The 20226-nt window shown below is 77.6% G+C and carries 13 protein-coding genes and 1 tRNA gene; 5 read left to right on the top strand and 9 right to left on the bottom strand.

Going from position 1 to position 20226, the window contains the following annotated elements; genetic code table 11:
* Positions 1-63: 63 nt before the first annotated feature.
* The 3 genes from ACRYR7_RS10705 to ACRYR7_RS10695 all read right to left on the bottom strand — a co-directional run bounded on the left by ACRYR7_RS10705 (position 64) and on the right by ACRYR7_RS10695 (position 4254).
* Positions 64-1344, bottom strand: coding sequence for a nucleobase:cation symporter-2 family protein (locus ACRYR7_RS10705; RefSeq protein WP_459115334.1), 1281 nt, complete (start codon positions 1342-1344; stop codon positions 64-66).
* A 184-nt stretch (positions 1345-1528) separates the two neighbouring features.
* On the bottom strand, positions 1529-2704 hold the full coding sequence (metX, locus tag ACRYR7_RS10700; protein WP_432572075.1) for a homoserine O-acetyltransferase MetX: 1176 nt from the start codon (positions 2702-2704) through the stop codon (positions 1529-1531).
* A gap of 203 nt (positions 2705-2907) precedes the next feature.
* Positions 2908-4254, bottom strand: a complete 1347-nt coding sequence (locus ACRYR7_RS10695) for a bifunctional o-acetylhomoserine/o-acetylserine sulfhydrylase (RefSeq protein ID WP_432572072.1) — start codon at positions 4252-4254, stop codon at positions 2908-2910.
* A gap of 329 nt (positions 4255-4583) precedes the next feature.
* Here ACRYR7_RS10695 and ACRYR7_RS10690 point away from each other — a divergent pair, with 329 nt between their 5' ends.
* The 5 genes from ACRYR7_RS10690 to ACRYR7_RS10670 all read left to right on the top strand — a co-directional run bounded on the left by ACRYR7_RS10690 (position 4584) and on the right by ACRYR7_RS10670 (position 10335).
* The gene (locus tag ACRYR7_RS10690; protein ID WP_432572071.1) at positions 4584-4991 is read left to right on the top strand and encodes a hypothetical protein; all 408 of its coding nucleotides are present in this window, start codon (positions 4584-4586) and stop codon (positions 4989-4991) included.
* Between the two features lie 60 nt (positions 4992-5051).
* Positions 5052-6065, top strand: coding sequence for a zinc-dependent alcohol dehydrogenase (locus ACRYR7_RS10685; RefSeq protein ID WP_432572070.1), 1014 nt, complete (start codon positions 5052-5054; stop codon positions 6063-6065).
* Between the two features lie 328 nt (positions 6066-6393).
* Positions 6394-9072, top strand: coding sequence for a putative bifunctional diguanylate cyclase/phosphodiesterase (locus ACRYR7_RS10680; protein ID WP_432572069.1), 2679 nt, complete (start codon positions 6394-6396; stop codon positions 9070-9072).
* Positions 9073-9157: 85 nt separating this feature from the next.
* Complete coding sequence (locus tag ACRYR7_RS10675; protein WP_432572068.1) at positions 9158-9598, top strand: PGPGW domain-containing protein; 441 nt, start codon at positions 9158-9160, stop codon at positions 9596-9598.
* Between the two features lie 137 nt (positions 9599-9735).
* Complete coding sequence (locus ACRYR7_RS10670; protein WP_432572074.1) at positions 9736-10335, top strand: TIGR03086 family metal-binding protein; 600 nt, start codon at positions 9736-9738, stop codon at positions 10333-10335.
* Between the two features lie 48 nt (positions 10336-10383).
* On the opposite strand, the gene ACRYR7_RS10665 is transcribed toward ACRYR7_RS10670, so the two are convergent.
* From ACRYR7_RS10665 to ACRYR7_RS10640, 6 genes are all read right to left on the bottom strand, one after another.
* Positions 10384-10457 (bottom strand) — tRNA-Thr (locus ACRYR7_RS10665).
* 79 nt (positions 10458-10536) lie between these two features.
* Positions 10537-12069 (bottom strand): alpha/beta hydrolase, encoded by a 1533-nt coding sequence (locus ACRYR7_RS10660; RefSeq protein WP_432572067.1) that lies wholly within the window; start codon positions 12067-12069, stop codon positions 10537-10539.
* A 59-nt stretch (positions 12070-12128) separates the two neighbouring features.
* Positions 12129-13304: a DNA polymerase III subunit delta' gene (locus tag ACRYR7_RS10655; protein WP_432572066.1), complete on the bottom strand. Its 1176-nt coding sequence runs from the start codon at positions 13302-13304 to the stop codon at positions 12129-12131.
* Positions 13301-15520, bottom strand: coding sequence for a dTMP kinase (gene tmk / locus ACRYR7_RS10650; protein WP_432572065.1), 2220 nt, complete (start codon positions 15518-15520; stop codon positions 13301-13303). Before tmk ends, ACRYR7_RS10655 begins: the two co-directional genes overlap by 4 nt.
* Positions 15521-15611: 91 nt before the next feature.
* Positions 15612-18479 (bottom strand): type I DNA topoisomerase, encoded by a 2868-nt coding sequence (gene topA, locus ACRYR7_RS10645; RefSeq protein ID WP_432572064.1) that lies wholly within the window; start codon positions 18477-18479, stop codon positions 15612-15614.
* A gap of 233 nt (positions 18480-18712) precedes the next feature.
* The gene (locus ACRYR7_RS10640; protein ID WP_432572063.1) at positions 18713-20224 is read right to left on the bottom strand and encodes a DUF7059 domain-containing protein; all 1512 of its coding nucleotides are present in this window, start codon (positions 20222-20224) and stop codon (positions 18713-18715) included.
* Positions 20225-20226: the final 2 nt, after the last annotated feature.

The following is a 20226-nucleotide window of genomic DNA, read 5'->3' as shown; positions in this document are numbered from 1 at the left end:
CCCGCCGTCGGTGACGGCGGGGGCCTCTCGCGCGCGGGCGGGGGGCACCGGCGCCACCGCGGCCTAGTGCTGCCGGGTCGCCACCTCGGCGGTGCGCAGCGCCGCGCTCGCCTGCTCCTGCCCGGTGTGCCGGCCGGTGCACAGCAGCTGGTGCAGCACGACGGCGACGAGGGCGCCGGAGGAGATGCCGGAGTCGAACACCGTCTGGAACCAGCCGGGGGTGCGGGCGTAGATCTCCGGGCTGACCGTCGGCAGCATCCCCACGCCGAGGGAGACCGCGACCACCATCAGCGCGCGCGAGTCCAGGCGGCAGGCGGCCAGGGTGCGGATGCCGCTGGCGGCGACGGTGCCGAACAGCGCGACGCCCGCACCGCCGAGCACGGCCACCGGGACCGCGCCGACCACGGCGCCGAGCTTGGGCACCAGACCGAGCACGACGAGGACCCCGCCCGCGAAGGTCGCCACGTGCCGGGAGCGGACCCCGGAGAGGCTGACGAGCCCGACGTTCTGCGCGAACGCCGTGTAGGGGAAGGTGTTGAAGACGCCGCCGAGGACCGTGGAGAGGCCGTCGGCGCGCATCCCGTCGGCGATCTGGCGCTTGCCCACGGGCCTGCCGACGACCTCCCCGACGGCGAGGACGTCGCCGGTGGTCTCGGTCATGATGACCAGGCCGACCACGCACATCGCGAGCACGGAACCGGCCTGGAACGTCGGCCAGCCGAACGCGAACGGCTGCGGCACGGCGAACCACGCCTGCTCCCCCACGCCGCTGGCGTCCACCCGCCCGAGGGCGGCGGCCACCAGCGTGCCGGTGACGATGCCGAGCAGGACCGCCACGCGCGCCACCGCGGGCGGCGCGAAGCGCTCCAGCAGCAGCACCACGACGAGGGTGAACAGCGCCAGCAGCAGGTGGCCGGGCGCGCCGAAGTCCTCCGCGCCGGCGCCGCCGCCCGCCCAGCCGGCGGCCACGTCCATCAGCGACAGGCCGATGAGGAGGATGACGGTGCCGGTCACCAGCGGCGGGAAGAAGCGCAGCAGGGAGGAGAACACCGGCGCCAGCAGCAGGATGAACACCCCGCACGCGATGACGGAGCCGTAGATCGCGGTCACGCCGTGCTGGGAACCGATGGTGATCATCGGGCCGACGGCGGCGAACGTGCAGCCCTGCACGATCGGCAGGCGGACGCCGAAGCGCCAGAACCCCACCGCCTGCAGGACGGTGGCGATGCCGGCGACGAACAGGTCGGCGACGACGAGGTGGGGCAGGTCCTCGGCGCGCAGCTCGCCGGCGGAGACCATCGCGCCGCCCACGATGAGCGGCACGGCGACGGCACCGGCGTACATGGCGAGCACGTGCTGCAGGCCCAGCGGCGCCAGGGCGCGCAGCGGCGGGACCTCGTCGACGGGGTGGCGCCCGCCCACGAGGAGCTGTCCCCCGGGGTTCTCGGTGGTGGTCACCCCGCGACGGTGGCAGCGCCTCGTGAAGGGGCTGTTGCCCCTGCGTCACCGGCCTGTTACGGCCCCGGCGTCAGCGCGAACCGAGGTCGAGGACCTCGCGCACCAGGGGCGCGATCTGGGCGGACTCCACGAGGAAACCGTCGTGGCCGGCGGTGGAGGTGACCAGGCGCAGGCCGCCGACGGCCGCCGGGGAGGCGGCGATCCGCTCGGAGTCGGCCACCGGGTACAGGCGGTCGGAGTCCACGGCCGCCACCACCAGCGGGGTGGTGACGGCGGCCAGCGCGGCGTCGGTGCCACCGCGGCGGAACCCCACGTCCCAGGTGTTCAGGGCGTCGGTGAGGGTGACGTAGCTGCCGGCGTCGAAGCGGTGCACGAGCTTGCCGGCGTGGTGGTCCAGGTAGGACTGCACGGCGAAGCGACCGGGTGCCACGGGCGCCAGGGGGTCCTCGCCGGGCTGGGGCAGGCGCCCGAAGCGGGCGTCGAGCTCGGCGGCGGTGCGGTACGTCAGGTGCGCCAGGCGCCGGGCCAGGCCCAGGCCGGTGTGCGGGCCCTGGCCGGCGGGCAGGTCGTGGTAGTCGCCGCCGTGCCAGCCGGGGTCGGCGACGACGGCGGCGATCTGCGCGCTCTGGGCGCCGATCTGGTCGGCGGTGGAGGCGGCGCAGGTGGCCAGCACGAGGGCGGCGCCGACGCGGCCGGGCTGGGCGGCGGCCCACTCCAGCGAGCGCATCCCGCCCATGGAACCGCCCAGGACGGCGGCGAAGCGCTCGATGCCCAGGGCGTCGGCCAGGCGCACCTCGGCGGCGACCTGGTCGCCGACGGTCAGGCGCGGGAACGCCGAGCCCCACGGCGCGGTGGAGCCGGGGCGGCGGGAGGCGGGGCCGGTGCTGCCCTGGCAGCCGCCCAGGACGTTGGCGGCCACGACGAACCAGCGGTCGGTGTCCAGCGCCCTGCCGGGCCCGACGAGGTCGCCCCACCAGCCGGGGGTGGGGTGGCCGGGACCGGCCTCGCCGACGACGTGGGCGTCGCCGGTGAGGGCGTGCTCGACCAGGACGGCGTTGGAGCCGTCCTCGTCGAGCACGCCCCACGTCTCGTACGCCAGGCGCACCCCGGGCAGGGCGCCGCCGAGCTGCAGGGGCAGGTCGCCGAGGTCGGCGAAGCGGCGCCGGCCGGCGGGGTGGTCCTCGCGCCAGGCCCCCGTCGCCGGGGGCGGCGGGGCGGTGCGGGCGGCGGGCAGCGCGGCCGCCACCGCGCGCGCGGCGCCGGCCGCGCCCCGCGCGCCCAGCACGTCGCCCACCGACGCGCCCAGCGCGTCGCCCACCGACGCGCCCACCGCGCCGCCGGGCGCCGCGCCCAGCGCGCCGCCCACCACGTCGTTCACCACGTCGACCACCACCACGTCTGCCCCGTCCGTCCCCTCCAGTGTCGCCGCCGCCGCGGGCCGCACCGCGCTCAGGCGGCGGCCGCGGCGAAGCCGAGGGCGAGGTCGGCGACGATGTCGCGCACGTCCTCGATGCCCACGGACAGGCGCACCAGGCCGGGGGTGACGCCGGAGGTGAACTGCTCCTCCACGCTGAGCTGGCTGTGGGTGGTGGAGGCCGGGTGCACCACCAGGGAGCGCACGTCGCCGATGTTGGCGACGTGGCTGTGCAGCACCAGCGCGTCGACGAAGCGCTTGCCGGCCTCCAGGCCGCCGGCGATCTCGAAGGCGAGCACGGAGCCGGAACCGCGCGGGACGTACTTCTGCGCGGCGGCGTGCCAGGGCGAGGAGGGCAGGGAGGCGTAGTTCACCGAGAGGACCTGCTCGTGGCCGGCGAGGAACTCCGCCACGGCGCGGGCGTTGCGCACGTGCCGCTCCATGCGCAGCGAGAGCGTCTCCAGGCCCTGCGCGATCAGGAAGGCGTTGAACGGCGAGGCGGCCGGGCCGAGGTCGCGCAGGAGCTGCACGCGGGCCTTGGTGACGTAGGCGGCGGGGCCGACGGCGTCGGTGAAGACGACGCCGTGGTAGCTGGGGTCCGGGGTGCTCAGGCCGGGGAAGCGCCCGGAGGCGGCCCAGTCGAAGCGGCCGGAGTCGACGACCACGCCGGCGATCGAGGTGCCGTGCCCGCCGAGGAACTTGGTGGCCGAGTGCACGACGACGTCGGCGCCGTGCTCGATGGGGCGCACCAGCCAGGGGGTGGCGATGGTGTTGTCCACCACGAGCGGCACGCCGACGGAGTGCGCGGCGTCGGCCACGGCGGCGATGTCCAGCACGTCGCCGGCGGGGTTGGAGATGCTCTCGCCGTAGAAAAGCTTCGTGCCCGGGCGGGCGGCGGCGCGCCAGGAGGCGGGGTCGTCGGGGTCCTCGACGAACGTGGTGGTGATGCCCATCTTCGGCAGCGTGTGCTGGAAGAGGTTGTAGGTGCCCCCGTACAGGCGGGGGCTGGCGACGACGTGGTCGCCGGCGGAGGCGATGTTGAGGACGGCGAGGGTCTCGGCGGCCTGGCCGCTGGCGACGAGCAGCGCCGCCAGGCCGCCCTCGAGGGCGGCGATGCGCTCCTCCACCACCGCCTGGGTGGGGTTCATGATGCGCGTGTAGATGTTGCCGAGCTCGGTGAGCCCGAACAGCGCCGCGGCGTGATCGGTGTCGCGGAAGGCGTAGCTGGTGGTCTGGTAGATCGGCAGCGCGCGCGCCCCGGTGGCGGGGTCGGGCTGCTGGCCGGCGTGGACCTGCAGGGTGTCGAAGCCCCACGCGGCGGTGCCCGCCGGCGCGGCGGGGGGCGTGGTGGAGGGCGTGGCGGGGTTCTCGTCGGTGCTCACGGTGGGCGTCCTCGTCCGTCGGGGTGGTGTGCGGGGCGTCAGCTCTGACGCGGACACCAGCCGTCGAACAGGTAGGGGCGCCGACCCGGCCAGAACGGGTCGAGCACGACCGTGACCGGGACCATGGCCCGATGGTGCCGCCGGGGGCGCTCCGGGGGCAACTCGCGGGCGGGTCGCGCGCGGGGGCGCAGCGGGGCGGACGCGGAGGGTGATCCTGGACCCCCTTCTGCTCACCCAAAGTAGTTGCCTGGATACGAGGCGAAACCAGCGCTCCTCTGGCACGCTAAGGGCGACCACTGAGGGCAATTGGGGAATCACACAGGATCACCGTGCCCGCGGACCGCCGGAACAGCTGGAGCACCTGGAGCACCATGGACAACGAGCCGACCAGCGCGCCGACGGGCGCCGAGGCCGCCGTCGCGGACGACTCGATCCAGGTCCTGCGCTGGGACGCCCCCTCGTGGGCCTCGCGCGGGCTGGAGGTCGAGGGCGGCTGGCTGCACGCCTACGAGTCCCGCGTCGTGCCGCTGGAGGGCGACGACGGCGCCGAGCGCCCCTGCCCCGTGCGCCTGGAGTGCACCGACCTGGCCTACGCCGAGGCCGGACAGACCGTGCTGCGCCGCTTCGGCCCGCGCGTCTTCATCGGCGACACCGCGCAGCTCTCGCTGCCCGAGGCCCGGCGCCTGGTCGCCGCCCTCACCGACGTCATCGAGCGCGCCGGGGGCGGCACCGCCTGAGCGCGCCGCGGCGCGCGGCCGCGTCCCGGGCACCCGGGCGCGGCCACTAGGTTCTGGCGCATGGCACTCTCCCGCGCGGTGCGCATCACCTCCCCCGGTCAGCTCGAGGTCGTGGACGTGGAAGTGAGCCCGCCCGGCCCCGGGCAGGCGCTCGTCAAGGTCGCCCACTGCGGCATCTGCGGCTCCGACCGTGAGGTCTTCGCCGGCACGCGCCCCGCGGAGTTCGTCCGCTACCCCGTCGTGCCCGGGCACGAGTGGTCCGGCACCGTCGAGGCCGTCGGCGAGGGCGTGCCCGAGGGGATCGTGGGCCGCGGCGTCGTCGGCCAGGGCATCCGCACCGCCGAGGGCACCCCCGCCTCCGTCGCCGGCGACACCGAGGGCTGGCCGCAGGAGTACGAGGAGACCGGCTTCACCCTGCCCGGCGGCTGGGCCGAGTACCTGACCATCCCCGCGCGCTACCTGCACCTGCTGCCCGAGGGCGCCGACCTGCGCGCCGCCGCCGGCATCGAGCCGGCCGCCTGCGTGGCCGAGGCCGTCCTGCTCGCCGACGTCTCCGCCGGCTCGAAGGTGGCCGTCGTCGGCGCCGGCACCCTGGGCCTGCTCGCCGTGCAGCTGCTGCGCGGGGCCGGCTGCGAGGTCACCGTCGTGCACCGCAACGACAGCCGCGAGGAGCTCTCGCGCCGCTGCGGCGCGGCGCACTACACCACCACCGAGGGCGCGCAGGCGCTGGAGGGCACCTTCGACGCGGTCGTCGAGGCCGCCGGGGCGCCGGGCGTGGCCCGCTCCTCCGTGCGCCTGGCCCGCCGCGGCGGGCGCGTGGTGCTCACCGGCATCCCCGCCGCCGACGCCGACGACCTGTCCTCCCTGGAGCTGGTCTCGCGCAACGTGCACGTGCTGACCGTCTTCGGCGCCCCCACCCGGGCCTGGGCGTACGCGGTGCGCGCCTTCGCCGCCGGCGTGCTCGACCCCACCCCGCTCATCACCCACGAGTTCGGCATCGAGGACGCCGCGCGCGCCCTGGAGGTCCTCGGCGACCGCTCCGCCGGCGCCCTGAAGGTGCTGCTGCACCCCTGAGCGCCCCCTGAACCCGCACTGAGCCCGCACCGGGCCCGCGCGCCGCCCCCTTGGCGGGGGCGCGCGGCCCGGCGGCGCGGGTCGGCGGCGGAGGTCAGCGCGGTGACCACCCACCGCGGACCTCACGCTCCGCACTTTCTTCGTGACTTTTCGCTGTTCTGCTTGCGCACCGCACCCCTCCTCCCCTTCGCTGGTGCAGGCCCGCGCAGCTCCCGCCGGGCCGGTGCGCTGGGCCGGGCGGGTGGTCGCGCGCAGCCGACCGGGCTACCCGCCGCGCAGCCCGCTCAACGCACCCGGGCGCCGCGCCGAGGCGGACGAGGTGATCCCCGTGCCCCGCACCGCCCGAGCAGGCCGCAGCGGCAGCCTGCAGCGGCGCCTGCTCGGCATGCTGCTGGCGCCCGTGCTGGGGCTGGCGCTGTTCGGCGGCACCGCCGTGCACGACCGGGTCGAGCGGGTGCGCGCGGTCGACGCCGCCGTCGCGCAGGTGCGCGCCGCGGTCGCCCTGGACGCGGTGCGCCTGGGCGTGGCCCAGGAGGTCACCCCGGCCCTGCTCAGCGGGCTGCTCGCCGACGACGCCGGCGCGCGCCGGCTGGGGGTCGACCCCGCCGTCCTGGACGCCCTGGCCCTGCCCGACCTGCCCGAGCGCCTGAGCGCGGCGCGCACCGCCGTGGACACCGCCCTGGTGCGCGCCGGCGGCACCGCCGCCGCGCGCGAGGCCGGGCAGGCCGCCGAGGAGCTGCGCCGGCTGCGCGCGGCCCCGCGCGCGGACCGGCCGGTGGAGGCGCTGTTCACCGAGTACCGGGAGCTGGCCGAGCGCCTGGGCGTGCAGGCCGCCGCGCACCTGCGCACCGGCCGCGCGCAGGGCCTGGACGGGGCCACCACCTCCGCGATCGGGGACCTGGCGCGGGTCTCGCGCGCGGCCACCCTGGCCGGGGCGGAGATGCCGCTGCTGCTGGCCGCGCTGCTGGGCACCGGCCCGGCGGGCGAGGCCGTGCGCGCCCGCTTCGTCGAGGCGTGGGGCGGGTACCGCGAGGCCGCCGGCGACGTCGTGGGCAGCTGCGCCCCCGAGGTCGTCACCGCCTGGAGCGCCGCCACCGGCAGCGCGGTGCGCGCCGTCGACACCACCGCCGCCGCCCTGGCCACCGCCGGGCAGGAGCCGCCGCTGGAGCGGCTGCCGGCGCTGCTGGCGGCCAACCAGCGCCGCGACACCGGCGTCGGCGCGGCCGTGCGGGTGGCCGCCGACGTCACCGTGGCCAGCGCCACCGCGCACGCCGACCGCGCCCGCCGCGAGCTGGTGCAGCTGCTGCTCGTGACCGCCGTGCTGCTGGCCGCGAGCCTGGCCGCCACCCTCGTCGTGCGCGCCTCGCTGACCCGGCCGCTGGCGCGCCTGGCCGCGCAGGCGCGCGCCGTGGGCGCCGGCGAGCTCGTCGACGTCGCCGAGTCCGGGCCGGAGGAGGTGCGCACCGTCGCGCGCGGCCTGGCCGCCGCCGTGGACGGCCTGCGCCGCCTGCGCGACCAGGCGCAGGCGGTGGCCGCCGGGGACCTGGACTCCGAGGCGGCCCGCCGGCCCCTGGACGGCCCGCTCGGCGAGGTCGTGCACGACTCCGTCGGGCGGCTCATCGACGCCATCCACGACCGCGAGCGCCTGCGCGCGGATCTGAGCCACCAGGCCTCGCACGACGCGCTGACCCTGCTGCCCAACCGGGCGCGGGCGCAGGCGCTGCTGGAGGCGGCGCTGCGGCGCGCCGAGCGCGAGGGGCACCGCAGCGCGCTGATGTTCGTGGACCTGGACCGCTTCAAGCAGGTCAACGACTCCCTGGGCCACGCCGCCGGCGATGAGCTGCTGCGGGTGGTCTCGCAGCGGATGGGCGCGGTCGTGCGCGGCGGCGACGTGGTGTGCCGCTTCGGCGGCGACGAGTTCGTCGTCCTGGTGCCGGTGGCGCCGCCGGGCGCGGAGGCCGTCGTGCTGGAGGGGCTGCGCGAGCTGGGCCAGCGCCTCGTGGACGCGGTGTGCGCGCCGCTGGAGCTGTGCGGGCGGCAGGTGCGCGTGGGGGCGAGCGTGGGCGTGGCGCTCAGCGGCGCCGGCACCACCCCCGAGCAGCTCCTGCACGACGCCGACGCGGCCACCTACCGCGCCAAGGCCGCCGGTCGCGGCGTGGTGCGCGTCTTCGACGAGCGGCTGCGCGCCGAGCTCAGCGAGCGCAGCGCCACGGAGGGGGCGCTGCGCGAGGCGCTGGAGCGCGGGCAGCTCGTGCTGCACTACCAGCCGGTGCTGGACCTGGCCTCCGGGCGCACCCGCGGCGTGGAGGCGCTGGTGCGCTGGCGCCGCCCCGGCCACCGCGAGCTGGTGGGCCCGGACGCGTTCGTGCCGGTGGCCGAGCGCTCGGACCTGGTGTGCGAGCTGGGCCGGTGGGCGCTGCGCGAGGCCGCCGCGCAGCTGGTGCGCTGGGACGCCGAGGGCGGGGACCGGGCGGGGCTGGCGGTGGCGGTGAACGTCTCCGGCCGGCACCTGGCCGCGCCGCGGCTGCTGGAGGACGTGCGCACCGCGCTGGACGCGGCCGGGGTGGACCCCGCCCGGCTGACGGTGGAGATCACCGAGACGGTGCTGGTGGAGGAGCCGCTGGCGCTGGAGCACCTGCGCGCGCTGCGCGCGCTGGGCGTGCGCGTGGCCATCGACGACTTCGGCACCGGGTACACCTCCATCGGGCAGCTCTCGCGCCTGCCGGTGGACGTGCTGAAGATCGACCGCTCGCTGGTGGCCTCCATCGACGCCGGGCACGCGGCCCTGGTGCGGCTGGTGGTCAGCGCCGCGCACGGCTTCGGGCTGGGCGTGGTCGCCGAGGGCGTGGAGGAGCCCCACCAGCTCGCGCAGCTGGCGGCCACCTCCTGCGACGCCGCGCAGGGGCACCTGTTCGGGCGGGCGGTGCCGCCGGACGAGCTGGCCACGCCGAGCCTGCCGGGCGCGCGCGCCGGGGAGCGCGTGCCGGCGCAGGGCGCGCGGGGCTGAACCGGCGGGGACGTACGTCCCCGCGCGGGTGCGCCCGGCGCCGCGGTGCCCGACCATCGAGGCAGTCGCCGACCCGGGAGGTGCCGTGCCGCGCTCCGCGCAGTCCGTGAAGAAGGTGCTCGTCACCGTCGCCGGGGCGGCGCTGACCCTGACCGGGGTGGCGCTGCTGGTGCTGCCCGGCCCGGGGTTCGTCCTCGTCGCCGCCGGCCTGGCGGTGCTGGCCACGCAGTTCGCGTGGGCGCGCCGGCCGCTGAACCGCGCCCAGCGCGAGGCGTGGCGCGGCGTGGACGAGGTCGGCTCCAGCCGGGGGCGCGCCTGGTTCGCCGTCGCCTGCGCCCTGGTGCTGCTCGTGGTGGGGGTGCTGCCGCTGGCGGGCGTGCGGGTGCCGTACCTCAACGCCCTCACCGGGGCGTTCCTCGTCCTCAGCGGCCTGTTCCTGCTCGTGGTGACCGGCTGGTCGCACAGCCCCGCCGGGCGGCGGGCGCGGGCGGCGCACCGGCCGCGGCGGCGCGCGCGGGTGCGCTGAGGGCGGGCTCGGCGAGCAGCGGGTCCGGCGAGCAGCGGTCCTCACCGGTGAGCCCGGTGCGCGGCGCGGGTCACCACCACGACGAGCCGAGCGAGGAGGACGCCGTGGACGAGGCCGTGGACGGGACGACCCGGGCGGTGGCGCAGGAGGGCCGGCTGGACCTGCACGCCGCCGCTGAGCGCACCGCGCGCGTGGTGGCGGGGGTGCCGCAGGAGCTGCTGGACGCGCCGACGCCGTGCGCGGGCACCACCGTGGCCGCGCTGCTGGACCACGTGGGCGGCCTGGCGCCGGCCTTCACCGCCGCGGCGCGCAAGGACCTCGGCCCGCTGACGGACACCCCGCCGGGCGGGCCGGGCGGCGCGCTGCCCACCGGCTGGCGCACGGGGTTCCCCGACCGGCTGCGCGCGCTGGCGGACGCCTGGTCGGACCCGGCGGCCTGGCGCGGCACCACCCGCGCCGGCGGGGTCGACCTGGACGCCACCGAGGCCGGCCTGGTGGCGCTGGACGAGCTCGTCCTGCACGGCTGGGACCTGGCGGTGGCCACCGGGCAGCCGTACGAGGTGGACGCGGCGAGCCTGGCGGCGGTGCGCTCGTTGGTGGCGGCCGTGCCGGCGGACCCGGGCGCGCGCGCCGGGCTGTTCGGGCCGCCGGTGCCGGTGCCCGCGGACGCACCCGCCTTCGAGCGGGTGCTGGGCCTGGCCGGGCGGGACCCCGCGTGGGCGCCACCGGGGGCCTGAGGGGGACGCGGAGGGCCCCGCAGGTCGGTGACCTGCGGGGCCCTGGTGAGCCGCCTCGGGGAATCGAACCCCGGACCTACGCATTACGAGTGCGTCGCTCTGGCCGACTGAGCTAAGGCGGCGCGTGCCCCGGAGGGCACGGGTCATGAGCTTACAGGACGTCACGGCCCCGCTCGACCGCGCGTGCCGCCGCCGGCGCCCTCAGCAGCGCGCGTCCGGCTCGGGCAGCTCCCCGGCCAGCAGGTAGGCGTCCACCGCCCGGTCCACGCAGGAGCTGCCCATCCGGTAGGCGGTGTGCCCGTCGCCGTCGTGGGTGAGCAGGTGCCCGCTCTCCAGCTGCCCGGCCAGGCCGCGGGCCCACTCGTACGGCGTGGCCGGGTCGCGGGTGGTGCCCACCACCAGGACCGGCGCGGCGCCCTCGGCGCGCACCGGCGCCGCCTCCCCCACCGGCGGGATCGGCCAGTCCACGCACGTCAGGGCGCTCCAGGCGAGGAACGCGCCGAAGGTGGGCGAGGCCCGCTCGTACTCCGGCACCGAGGCCGCGACGTCCTCGGCGGTGCGGGCCTCGGCGCGGTCCAGGCAGTTCACGGCCGGCAGCGCCTGCAGGGCGTTGTCCGCGTAGGTGCCGTCGGGGCGGCGGTGGGCGTAGGCGTCGGCCAGGGCCAGCATCCCGGTGCCGTCGCCGGCCAGCGCCGCGCGCAGCGCCTCGGTCAGCCGCGGCCACAGCGAGCGCGCGTACAGCGGCTGCGCCACCGCGTAGTACCCCAGGCCCTGGGTGAGCGCGCGGCCCGAGGCCGTCGGCAGCGGCTGCGCGTCCAGGTCCTCCAGCAGCGCCCGCACCCGCGCCACCGCGGCGTCGGTGCCCGCGGGCAGCGGGCAGGCGTCCTCGGCGTGGCAGCCCTCCACGTACGCGCGCAGCGCCACCTCGAAGCCGGCGGCCTGCCCGGCGCTGACCTCCTCGTCGCTCAGCGCCGGGTCGATCGCCCCGTCGAGCACGAAGCGCCCCACCCGCTGCGGGAACTGCTCGGCGTACAGGGCGCCGAGGTAGGTGCCGTACGACTTGCCCAGGTAGGTGAGCTTCTCGTCGCCCAGGACGGCGCGCAGCACGTCGAAGTCCTTCACCGCGGTGCGGCTGTCGACGTGCGCGGCGAGCTCGCCGGAGGCGGCGCACCCGCGGCCCAGCTGGGCGGTCAGCGCCCGCAGCCGGCGCAGCTCCGCGGCGTCGTCGGGGGTGGGGTCGGCGGCCACCAGCTCGTCGACGGCGGCGTCGTCCAGGCAGCGCAGCGGGTCCGAGCCGCCCACCCCGCGCGGGTCGACGCCGACGACGTCGAAGTGCTCGCGCACGTCCGCGGTGAGCACGGCCGCCGCGCCGCGGGCGTACTCCACGCCGGAGGCGCCGGGCCCGCCGGGGTTGAGCACGATCGAGCCGAGCCGCTCGGCGCCGGTCGCGGAGGTGCGCAGGCGCACCACCGCCAGCGACGTCGTGGCGCCCGCGGGCTCGGCGTAGTCCACCGGCACCGTCAGGCGCGCGCACTCGAACCCGCCGCTGCAGTCCACCCACTCCGGGCGCTGGCCGTAGAAGGCCGCCAGGTCCGCGCGCGCGGCCTGCTCGGCGGCGGCCGGCGCGGCCGTGCCCACGGGCACCGGGTCCGGCGCACCGCCCCCCAGCAGGGAGCACCCGCCCAGCAGGAGCGCGGCGGCGGCGGTCGCGAGGGCGGGGGCGGGACGGCGCATGGTGCTCCCAGCGTCGCAGACGGGCGCGGCGGCGCTCACCCCGGCGCGGGGGCGCGCCCTCAGCGGGCCGCGCCGCCGCGCGGGCGCAGGCTCAGCGCCAGGGCCTCCATCGCCAGCAGCGGCGCGACGTTCTGCCCGAGCCGCTCGCGCGCCAGCGAGACCGCGTCGGCCCGGCGCAGCGTCTCCTCCGGCGCCGAGGCCGCCGCCAGCTCGCGCACCTCCCCGGCCAGGTCGGTGTTCACCAGGTCCACCGGGGCGCCCAGCTGCACCACGAGCACGTCGCGCAGCAGCCCCAGCAGGTCCACCAGGGCGCGGTCCAGCACGTCCGTCTGGTGCCGGCGGGCCCGGCGCTTCTGGTCCTCCTCCAGCTGGCGCACCTGCGCGCGCACCGACGGCGGCAGCGTCGCGGAGCCCTCGGCGCCCAGCGCCCGCAGCAGCTCGGCGCGCTCGGCGGCGTCGCGCTGCGCGCTGGAGGCGCCGGCCTCCTCCGCGGCCACCTCCACCAGCTCCCCCGCGGCCACGACGGCGTCGCCGACGCCGGCCACGCGCTGCGGCAGGCGCAGCACCTCGCGCCGGCGCGCCCGCGCGCCCTCGTCGCGGGCCAGGCGGCGGGCCAGGCCGACGTGGCTCTGCGCGGCGCGCGCGGCGAAGGCCGCCACCGCCGGGTCCACGCCGTCGCGGCGCACCAGCAGGTCGGCGACGGCGTCGGCGGGCGGCACCCGCAGCGGCACGTGCCGGGTGCGCGAGCGGATCGTGGGCAGCACGTCGTCGGCGCCGGGCGCGCACAGCAGCCACACCGTCGCCGGGGGCGGCTCCTCGATCGTCTTCAGCAGCGTGTTGCCCGAGGTGGCGTTGAGGCGGTCGGCGTCCTCCACGACGACCACCCGCCAGCGCGCCACCGAGGGGCGGCGCTGGGCGGTCTGGATGAGCGGCTCGACGTCCTCGCGGCGGATCTGCATGTGCTCGGTGGCGAAGACGGTGACGTCGGCGTGCGAGCCGGCCAGCGCGGTGCGGCAGCCGGTGCAGCGCCCGCAGCCCACCTCGGCGGGGTCCTGGCACGCCAGCGCCGCGGCGAAGGCGCGCGCGGCCACCGAGCGCCCCGAGCCGGGCGGGCCGGTGAGCAGCCACGCGTGCGTCATGCCCGCCGCGCCGGGGCCGCCGCGCGCGGCGCGCGCGGCGCGCTGCAGCACCCGCACCGCCGGCTCCTGGCCGACGACCTCGTCCCACACGCTCACCGGGCCGGCTCCTGCTCGCGCGGCCCCGCCGGCGGCCCGACCCGGTGCCCGGCGGGCTCCTCGCCGCGCTCGCCACCCCGCTCGTCACCGCGCTCGTCCCCGGTCCCGGCCGGGCGCTGCGCCGCGGAGCGCGCGGCCAGCCGCGGCAGCAGCGCCTCGCGCACCCGCTCGTGCACGTCCCGCGCCGCGGCGGTGGCGTCCACGACGAGGTAGCGGCCCGGGTCGCGCGCGGCCAGGCGCAGGAACTGCTCGCGCACCCGGGCGTGGAAGGCCTGCGACTCCGCCTCCAGGCGGTCCTCCCCGGCGCGCTGCGGGTCGCGGCCGCGGCGCACCGCGGCGGTGGCCGGGTCCACGTCGAGCACGACGGTCAGGTCCGGCAGCAGCTCGCCGGTGGCCCAGGCGGACAGCCGCTCGACCTGCTCGGCGGGCAGGGCGCGCCCGGCGCCCTGGTAGGCCAGGGAGGAGTCCACGTACCGGTCGGTGAGCACGACGGCGCCGCGCCCCAGCGCCGGGCGCACCACCTCGGCCACGTGCTGGGCGCGGTCGGCGGCGAACAGCAGGGCCTCGGCGCGCGGGTCCAGCTCCGCGGCGCCGTCCGGGCCGTCGCGGCGGGCCAGCAGCACCTCGCGCAGCGCGGCGCCGGTGCTGGTGCCGCCGGGCTCGCGGGTGGTGACGACCTCGTGGCCGCGCTCGCGCAGCCACTGCGCCAGCAGCCGCGACTGGGTGGACTTGCCGGAGCCGTCGCCGCCCTCCAGGGCCACGAAGAAGCCCGGCGCGGTGGTGGCCGGCCCGGTGCCGGCGGCGGGCACGGCGGCGGTGCCCGCGGCGCCCGCGGCGGGGCGGGCGCGGGCGCGCCAGGCGGCCGCGAGGTCCGCGCGCAGGCTCGTGCCGCGGCGGTCGTCGATCCAGCGGTAGGCGACCAGCCCGGCGGCCGCCGTGAGCGCCCCGGCCAGCAGCATCGTCAGCGCCGAGCCGCTGATCGTCTTCGACCACGACGGCGTGGCCACCAGGGTGCGGTCGCCCAGCAGCTGCGCCAGCCACGGCGCCACGAGCATCACCAGGACGATGACGACGCGGGTGCTGGCGCCCACGAAGGAGAAGGTGCGCCCGCGCACGTCGTCGTCGACCTCGCCGAGCAGCGTGTACGCCGAGACGTACGCCAGGCCCGTGAACAGCCCCAGGGCCACCACGAACAGCGCCGCCAGCACGATGTCGCCGCACAGCGCGACCAGCACCAGGCAGGCGCCGGCGGCGGTCAGCGCCACTCCGAAGGTGCGCCGGCGCGACAGGCCCGACACCCACCGCGGCCCCTGCCACACCCCCAGCGCCACCCCGGCGAAGACGGCCATGACGACGACCCCGAAGCCGGGGTCGCCGGCGCCCAGGCCGGTGACGAAGGCGCGGCCCAGGCCGATGACGACGCCGCCGGCGGCGAAGGCGACGAGCATCCCCCCGACCAGCCCGCGCAGCAGCGCCGAGCGGCCCACGAACCGCCAGCCCTCCACCACGTCGCGCCACAGGGTGGGCGCCAGGCCGCCGGTGCGCGGGGCGCGCTCGCGCGCGGGGACGTCCAGCCGCCAGATCACCCCAGCGGCGACGAGGAAGGTCAGGGCGTTGACGTACATCGCCAGCGAGGACTGCGTGCCGGCCAGGAACGGCAGGGCGCCGTCCAGCACGCCCGTCAGCAGCGTCAGCGCGATGAACGCCACGCCTGCGACGGGGGCGGTGCCGTAGGTGGCGACCAGGCTGACGCGGTTGGCGGCCTCCAGCTGCCGCGGCGGCACCAGGTTGGGCACCGTGGCGTCCTTGGCCGGGCCCCAGAAGAGCGTGACCAGCTCGATGAGCAGGGTGGCGACGTACAGCCAGCCCAGGTCCCCCACCAGCGGGATGGAGGCGAAGAGGGCGAAGCGCAGCAGGTCGCCGACGACCATCGTCAGGCGCCGGTCCAGGCGGTCGGCGAGCGCGCCGGCCAGCGGCCCCAGCAGGGCGGCGGGCGCGAGCTGCAGGACGAGCACGGTGGAGACCGCGACGCTGGCCTGCGTGGCGGTGCTGCCGGCCAGCTGCGACAGGCCGGCGGCGGTGCCCAGCTTGGCGAGCATGCCCAGCCAGTCGCCGAAGCTGGACAGCGTCAGCGACAGCCACATCCGGCGGAAGCCGTCGTTCTCGCGCAGCAGCGCCCGCACGTCGTGGTCGGGGGCCGCCGCGGTGTCGCTCACAGGGCCAGGGTAGGTGCCGCCGGTGACGCTCCCCGCCCGCCGCACGGCGCCGCGCGCCCCTTGCGGAGGAGGGGCGCGCGGCGGGCGGGCGTCAGTCGACGGCGGCCGCGGAGGCCTTGGCGGCGGCCTTCTTCGCGGCCGTCTTCTTGGCCGCGGTCTTCTTCGCCGGGGCCGTCTTGGCGGCCGTCTTGCGCGCCGCGGCCTTCTTGGGGGCCGGGCCCTTGGCGCGCTTCTCCGCCAGCAGCTCCGCGCCGCGCTCGGGCGTGATCGTCTCCGGGTCGTCGTCCTTGCGCAGGGTCGCGTTGGTCGTGCCGTCGGTGACGTACGGGCCGAAGCGCCCGTCCTTGACGACCATCGGCTGCCCCGATTCCGGGTCCGGGCCGAGCTCCTTCAGCGGCGGCTTGGCGACCTGCCCGCGCCGGGTCTTGGGCTGGGCGTAGATCCCCAGCGCCTCCGGCAGCGTGATCGTCAGGAGCTGGTCCTCGGAGGCCAGCGAGCGCGAGTCGGTGCCCTTCTTCAGGTACGGCCCGTAGCGGCCGTTCTGCGCGGTGATCTCCTCCCCGCTCTCGGGGTCGGTGCCCACCACGCGCGGCAGCGACAGCAGCTGCAGGGCCTGCTCCAGGGTGACCGTCTCCACGGACATGTCCTTGAACAGCGAGCTGGTGCGCGGCTTGGCCTTGGCGGCCTTCTTCGCGGTGCGCTTCTTCGGCGCCCCCTCGGCGGCCTCGGCCGGGGCGGGGGCGTCCTCCTCGAGCAGCTCGGTGACGTAGGGGCCGTAGCGGCCGGTGCGCGCCACCACGGTGCGCCCGGTCGTCGGGTCCTGCCCGAGCACGCGGTCGCCGTCGGACTGCGTGGTGAGCAGCTCGCGCGCCGTCTCCACGGTCATCTCGTCGGGCGCGACGTCCTCGGGCACCGAGGCCTTGAGCAGCTCGCCGGTCTCGGGGTCCGGGCCCTCCAGGTAGGGCCCGTAGCGGCCCACCCGCAGCACGATCCCCTCGCCGATGGGGACGGTGGAGATCTCGCGGGCGTCGATCTTGCCGAGGTCGTCGGCCAGGCCCTTGATGCCCTCCATCGCCGGCACGGCCGGGCCGGCGGAGCCGTCCCCGGAGCCGCCCGCGGCGGGCGCCGGGGCGCCGCCGGCGGGGCCGTCGGCGCCGAAGTAGAAGCGGGTCAGCCAGTCCACCCGCTCGGCCTCGCCGCGGCTGATGGCGTCGAGGTCGTTCTCCATGGAGGCGGTGAAGTCGTAGTCCACCAGCGTGGGGAAGTGCTCCTCCAGCAGGCGCGTGACGGCGAACGCCAGCCAGGTGGGCACCAGCGCCGAGCCCTTGTAGCGCACGTACCCGCGGTCGACGATCGTGGAGATGATCGAGGCGAACGTGGAGGGGCGCCCGATGCCCTTCTCCTCCAGCGTCTTGACCAGGGTCGCCTCGGTGTAGCGCGGCGGCGGGGAGGTGACGTGCCCGTCGGCGGCCAGGTCGCGCGCGCTCAGCGGCTGCCCCACCCGCACCTGCGGCAGCCGGCGGTCGGTGGAGTCGGCGTCGGCGCCCTCGCGGGTCTCGTCGCGGCCCTCCTCGTAGGCGGCGAGGAACCCGCGGAAGGTGATGATCGTGCCGGAGGCGGAGAACTCGGCGTCGCGGCCGTCGGCGGAGGCGGCGCCCAGGCGCACGGTGGCGGTGGTGCCGCGCGCGTCGTGCATCTGCGAGGCGACGGTGCGCTTCCAGATCAGGTCGTACAGGCGGAACTCATCCCCGCGCAGCTCCCCGGAGACCTGCGCGGGGGTGCGGAACACCTCGCCGGCGGGGCGGATCGCCTCGTGGGCCTCCTGGGCGTTCTTCGACTTCGAGGCGTACACCCGCGGGGAGTCCGGCACGTACTCCGGCCCGTACAGCTCGCGCGCCTGGCTGCGCGCGGCGTTGACCGCCTGCGCGGACAACTGGATGGAGTCGGTGCGCATGTAGGTGATGTAGCCGCGCTCGTACAGGCTCTGCGCGGTGCGCATGGTGGCCCGGGCGTTCAGGCGCAGCTTGCGCGAGGCCTCCTGCTGCAGGGAGGAGGTGATGAACGGCGCCGCCGGGCGGCGGCTGTACGGCTTCTCCTCCACGCTGCGCACCGCGAACGCGGCGCCGTCCAGGGAGCGCGCCAGCGCCTCGGCGGCGGGCAGGTCCAGGTGGGCCACGCCGTCGCGCACGGCGGTGGGCTTGAGCTGCCCGGAGTCGTCGAAGTCGCGGCCGGTGGCCACGCGGCGCCCGTCCAGCGCCACCAGGCGCGCGCCGAACGCGCTCTCGCCCTGCGGGGAGAACTGGCCGGTGACGTCGGCGTAGCCGGCGGCGCGGAAGGCCATGCGCTCGCGCTCGCGCTCCACGCACAGCCGGGTGGCCACGGACTGCACGCGGCCGGCGGACAGCCCCGCGCGGACCTTGCGCCACAGCACCGGGGAGAGCTCGTAGCCGTACAGGCGGTCCAGGATGCGGCGGGTCTCCTGCGCGTCGACGAGGCGGTCGTCGATGTCGCGCATCTCGCGCACGGCCTGCTGGATGGCCTCGCGGGTGATCTCGCCGAAGACCATCCGGCGGTAGGGCACCCGCGGCTCCAGCGCCTGCACCAGGTGCCAGGCGATCGCCTCGCCCTCGCGGTCGCGGTCGGTGGCCAGGATGAGCTCGTCGGAGTCCTTCAGGGCGCGCTTGAGCTCGGCGACGGTCCGCTTCTTGTCGGCGTCGACGACGTAGTACGGCTCGAAGCCGTGGTCGACGTCGACGGCGAACTTGCCGAAGGAGCCCTTCTTGACCTCCTCGGGCAGCTGGGAGGGCTGCGGGAGGTCGCGGATGTGCCCGGCGCTGGCCTCGACGCGGTAGCCGGGCCCGAGGTAACCGGCGATCTTGTCGATCTTGCTGGCCGACTCCACGATCACCAGACGGCGCAGGCCGTCACCGGTCCCCGCCGCCTTCGACTTGCCCGCCACTGGTCCTGCCTCTCCACGTTCGTCGTCGGCGCGGTCGCCCCGGCCGCCGGCTCGCGGCCGCCCGGCCCTCGGACCGGCGCACCCGCCCCGCACTGTCGCACGGGCGGAGCCATCAATGTGTCACGGGCGGCGGGGCGGTGTGCAACCGGCGCGTCGCCGCCCGGTGCCTCCCGCGGCGCGGGCACCCCCCGCCGCGGTGCCCCGCGGGGGGCCCGGCGGCGCCCCGCGGCGCCTCAGGGCAGCAGGAGCAGGCCGTCCTCGACCAGCCGGCGCACCCGCGGCAGCAGGCGGGCGCGCAGCGCCGCGGCGTCCTCCTCCAGCAGCACCGCCAGCCCCGCCGCGATCTGCCCCACCGTCAGCTCCCCGTCGCACGCGCCCACCAGGCCGGCCACGTCCCCGTCGGCCTGCACCGCGCGGCGCAGCCCGCCGCCCTGGCGCAGCAGCACCACGCGCGGGTCAGGCTCGCCGGGGGTGTGGTACCGCTCGTCGGTGACGTCGGGGGCCACCCGCAGCGCGGTGCCCGCCAGCGCCTCGTCGTCCAGCAGCGCCAGCGCGTCGTGCGCGGCCAGGCCGTCGGCGAGCACCGCGCCCAGCGGGTCGCTCAGCGTCGCCAGGACCTCCTCGAAGCGGCGCAGCGGCGCGCCGGCGCGCGCGGGGCGGCGCAGCGTCACCACGCCGAAGCCCACGCCGGTGACGCCGCGGGCGGAGAAGTCGTCCAGCCACGCCGCGTACAGCTCGTCGAAGACGGGGCCGGGCCTCTGGCCGCCGTCGCGGATCCACGTCTCGGCGTACAGCGCGGGGTCGGCCACCTCGCGCTGCACCACCCAGGCGTCCAGTCCGGTGCCCTCCAGCCAGCCCTCCAGGCGCTGGGACCAGTGCTCGCCCTCGCGCAGCTCCCAGTTGCCCAGCAGCTGCGCCACCCCGCCCGGGGCCAGCACGTCGCCGACCCCGCCCACCAGGCGCGCCACCAGCGAGTCGCCCGGCATGCCGCCGTCGCGGTACTCGTACTGCGGCACCCCCGGCCGGCGCGGGGTGATGACGAAGGGCGGGTTGGAGACCACCAGGTCGAAGCGCTCCCCGTCGTGCACCGGCTCCAGCAGCGAGCCGTGCCGCAGGTCCAGGCGCGCGCCGTTGAGGGCGGCGTTGACGGCGGCCAGGTCCAGGGCCCGCTCGGAGGTGTCGGTGGCCACCACCCGGGCCGCGTGCCGGGTGGCGTGCAGCGCCTGCACCCCGCAGCCGGTGCCGACGTCGAGCACCCGCTCCACCGGGGTGCGCACCGTCGCCGAGGCCAGCGTCAGCGAGGCCCCGCCCACGCCCAGGACGTGGTCCGGGCGCAGCGCGCTGCCCGTGGCCAGCTCGCCCAGGTCGCTGACCAGCCACCACGAGGCCGCGCCGGCGGCGTCGTCGACCTCGTAGGGCCGCAGGTCCACCAGGGGGCGCACCTCGTCGCCGGGCCCCTGCCCGGCGGCCTCCACCAGGCCCAGCGCCGCCGCGCCCGCGGTGCCGGTGCGCGGCAGGGCCGCGTCCAGCTCCGCGCGGGTGACGGGGCGGCCCAGGGTGCAGCAGCGCAGCAGCACCGCGGCCGGCGCGCTCGAGGCCCGTGCCGCCCGCAGCGCCGGCAGCGGCTGCTCGCGGTCCAGGGCCGCCGAGGCGACGTCCCCGACGAGCTCGCCCACGCCGTCGACGGTGTAGCCGGCGGCGGCGAGGTCCTCGCGCAGGCCGGTCAGCAGTTCGAGGGGGTCCACCC

The organism is Kineococcus gurbantunggutensis (assembly GCF_050871925.1).
GTDB lineage: Bacteria > Actinomycetota > Actinomycetes > Actinomycetales > Kineococcaceae > Kineococcus.
The sequence above is the reverse complement of the archived record's forward strand: the minus strand, read 5'-3'. Positions and strand labels throughout refer to the sequence as shown.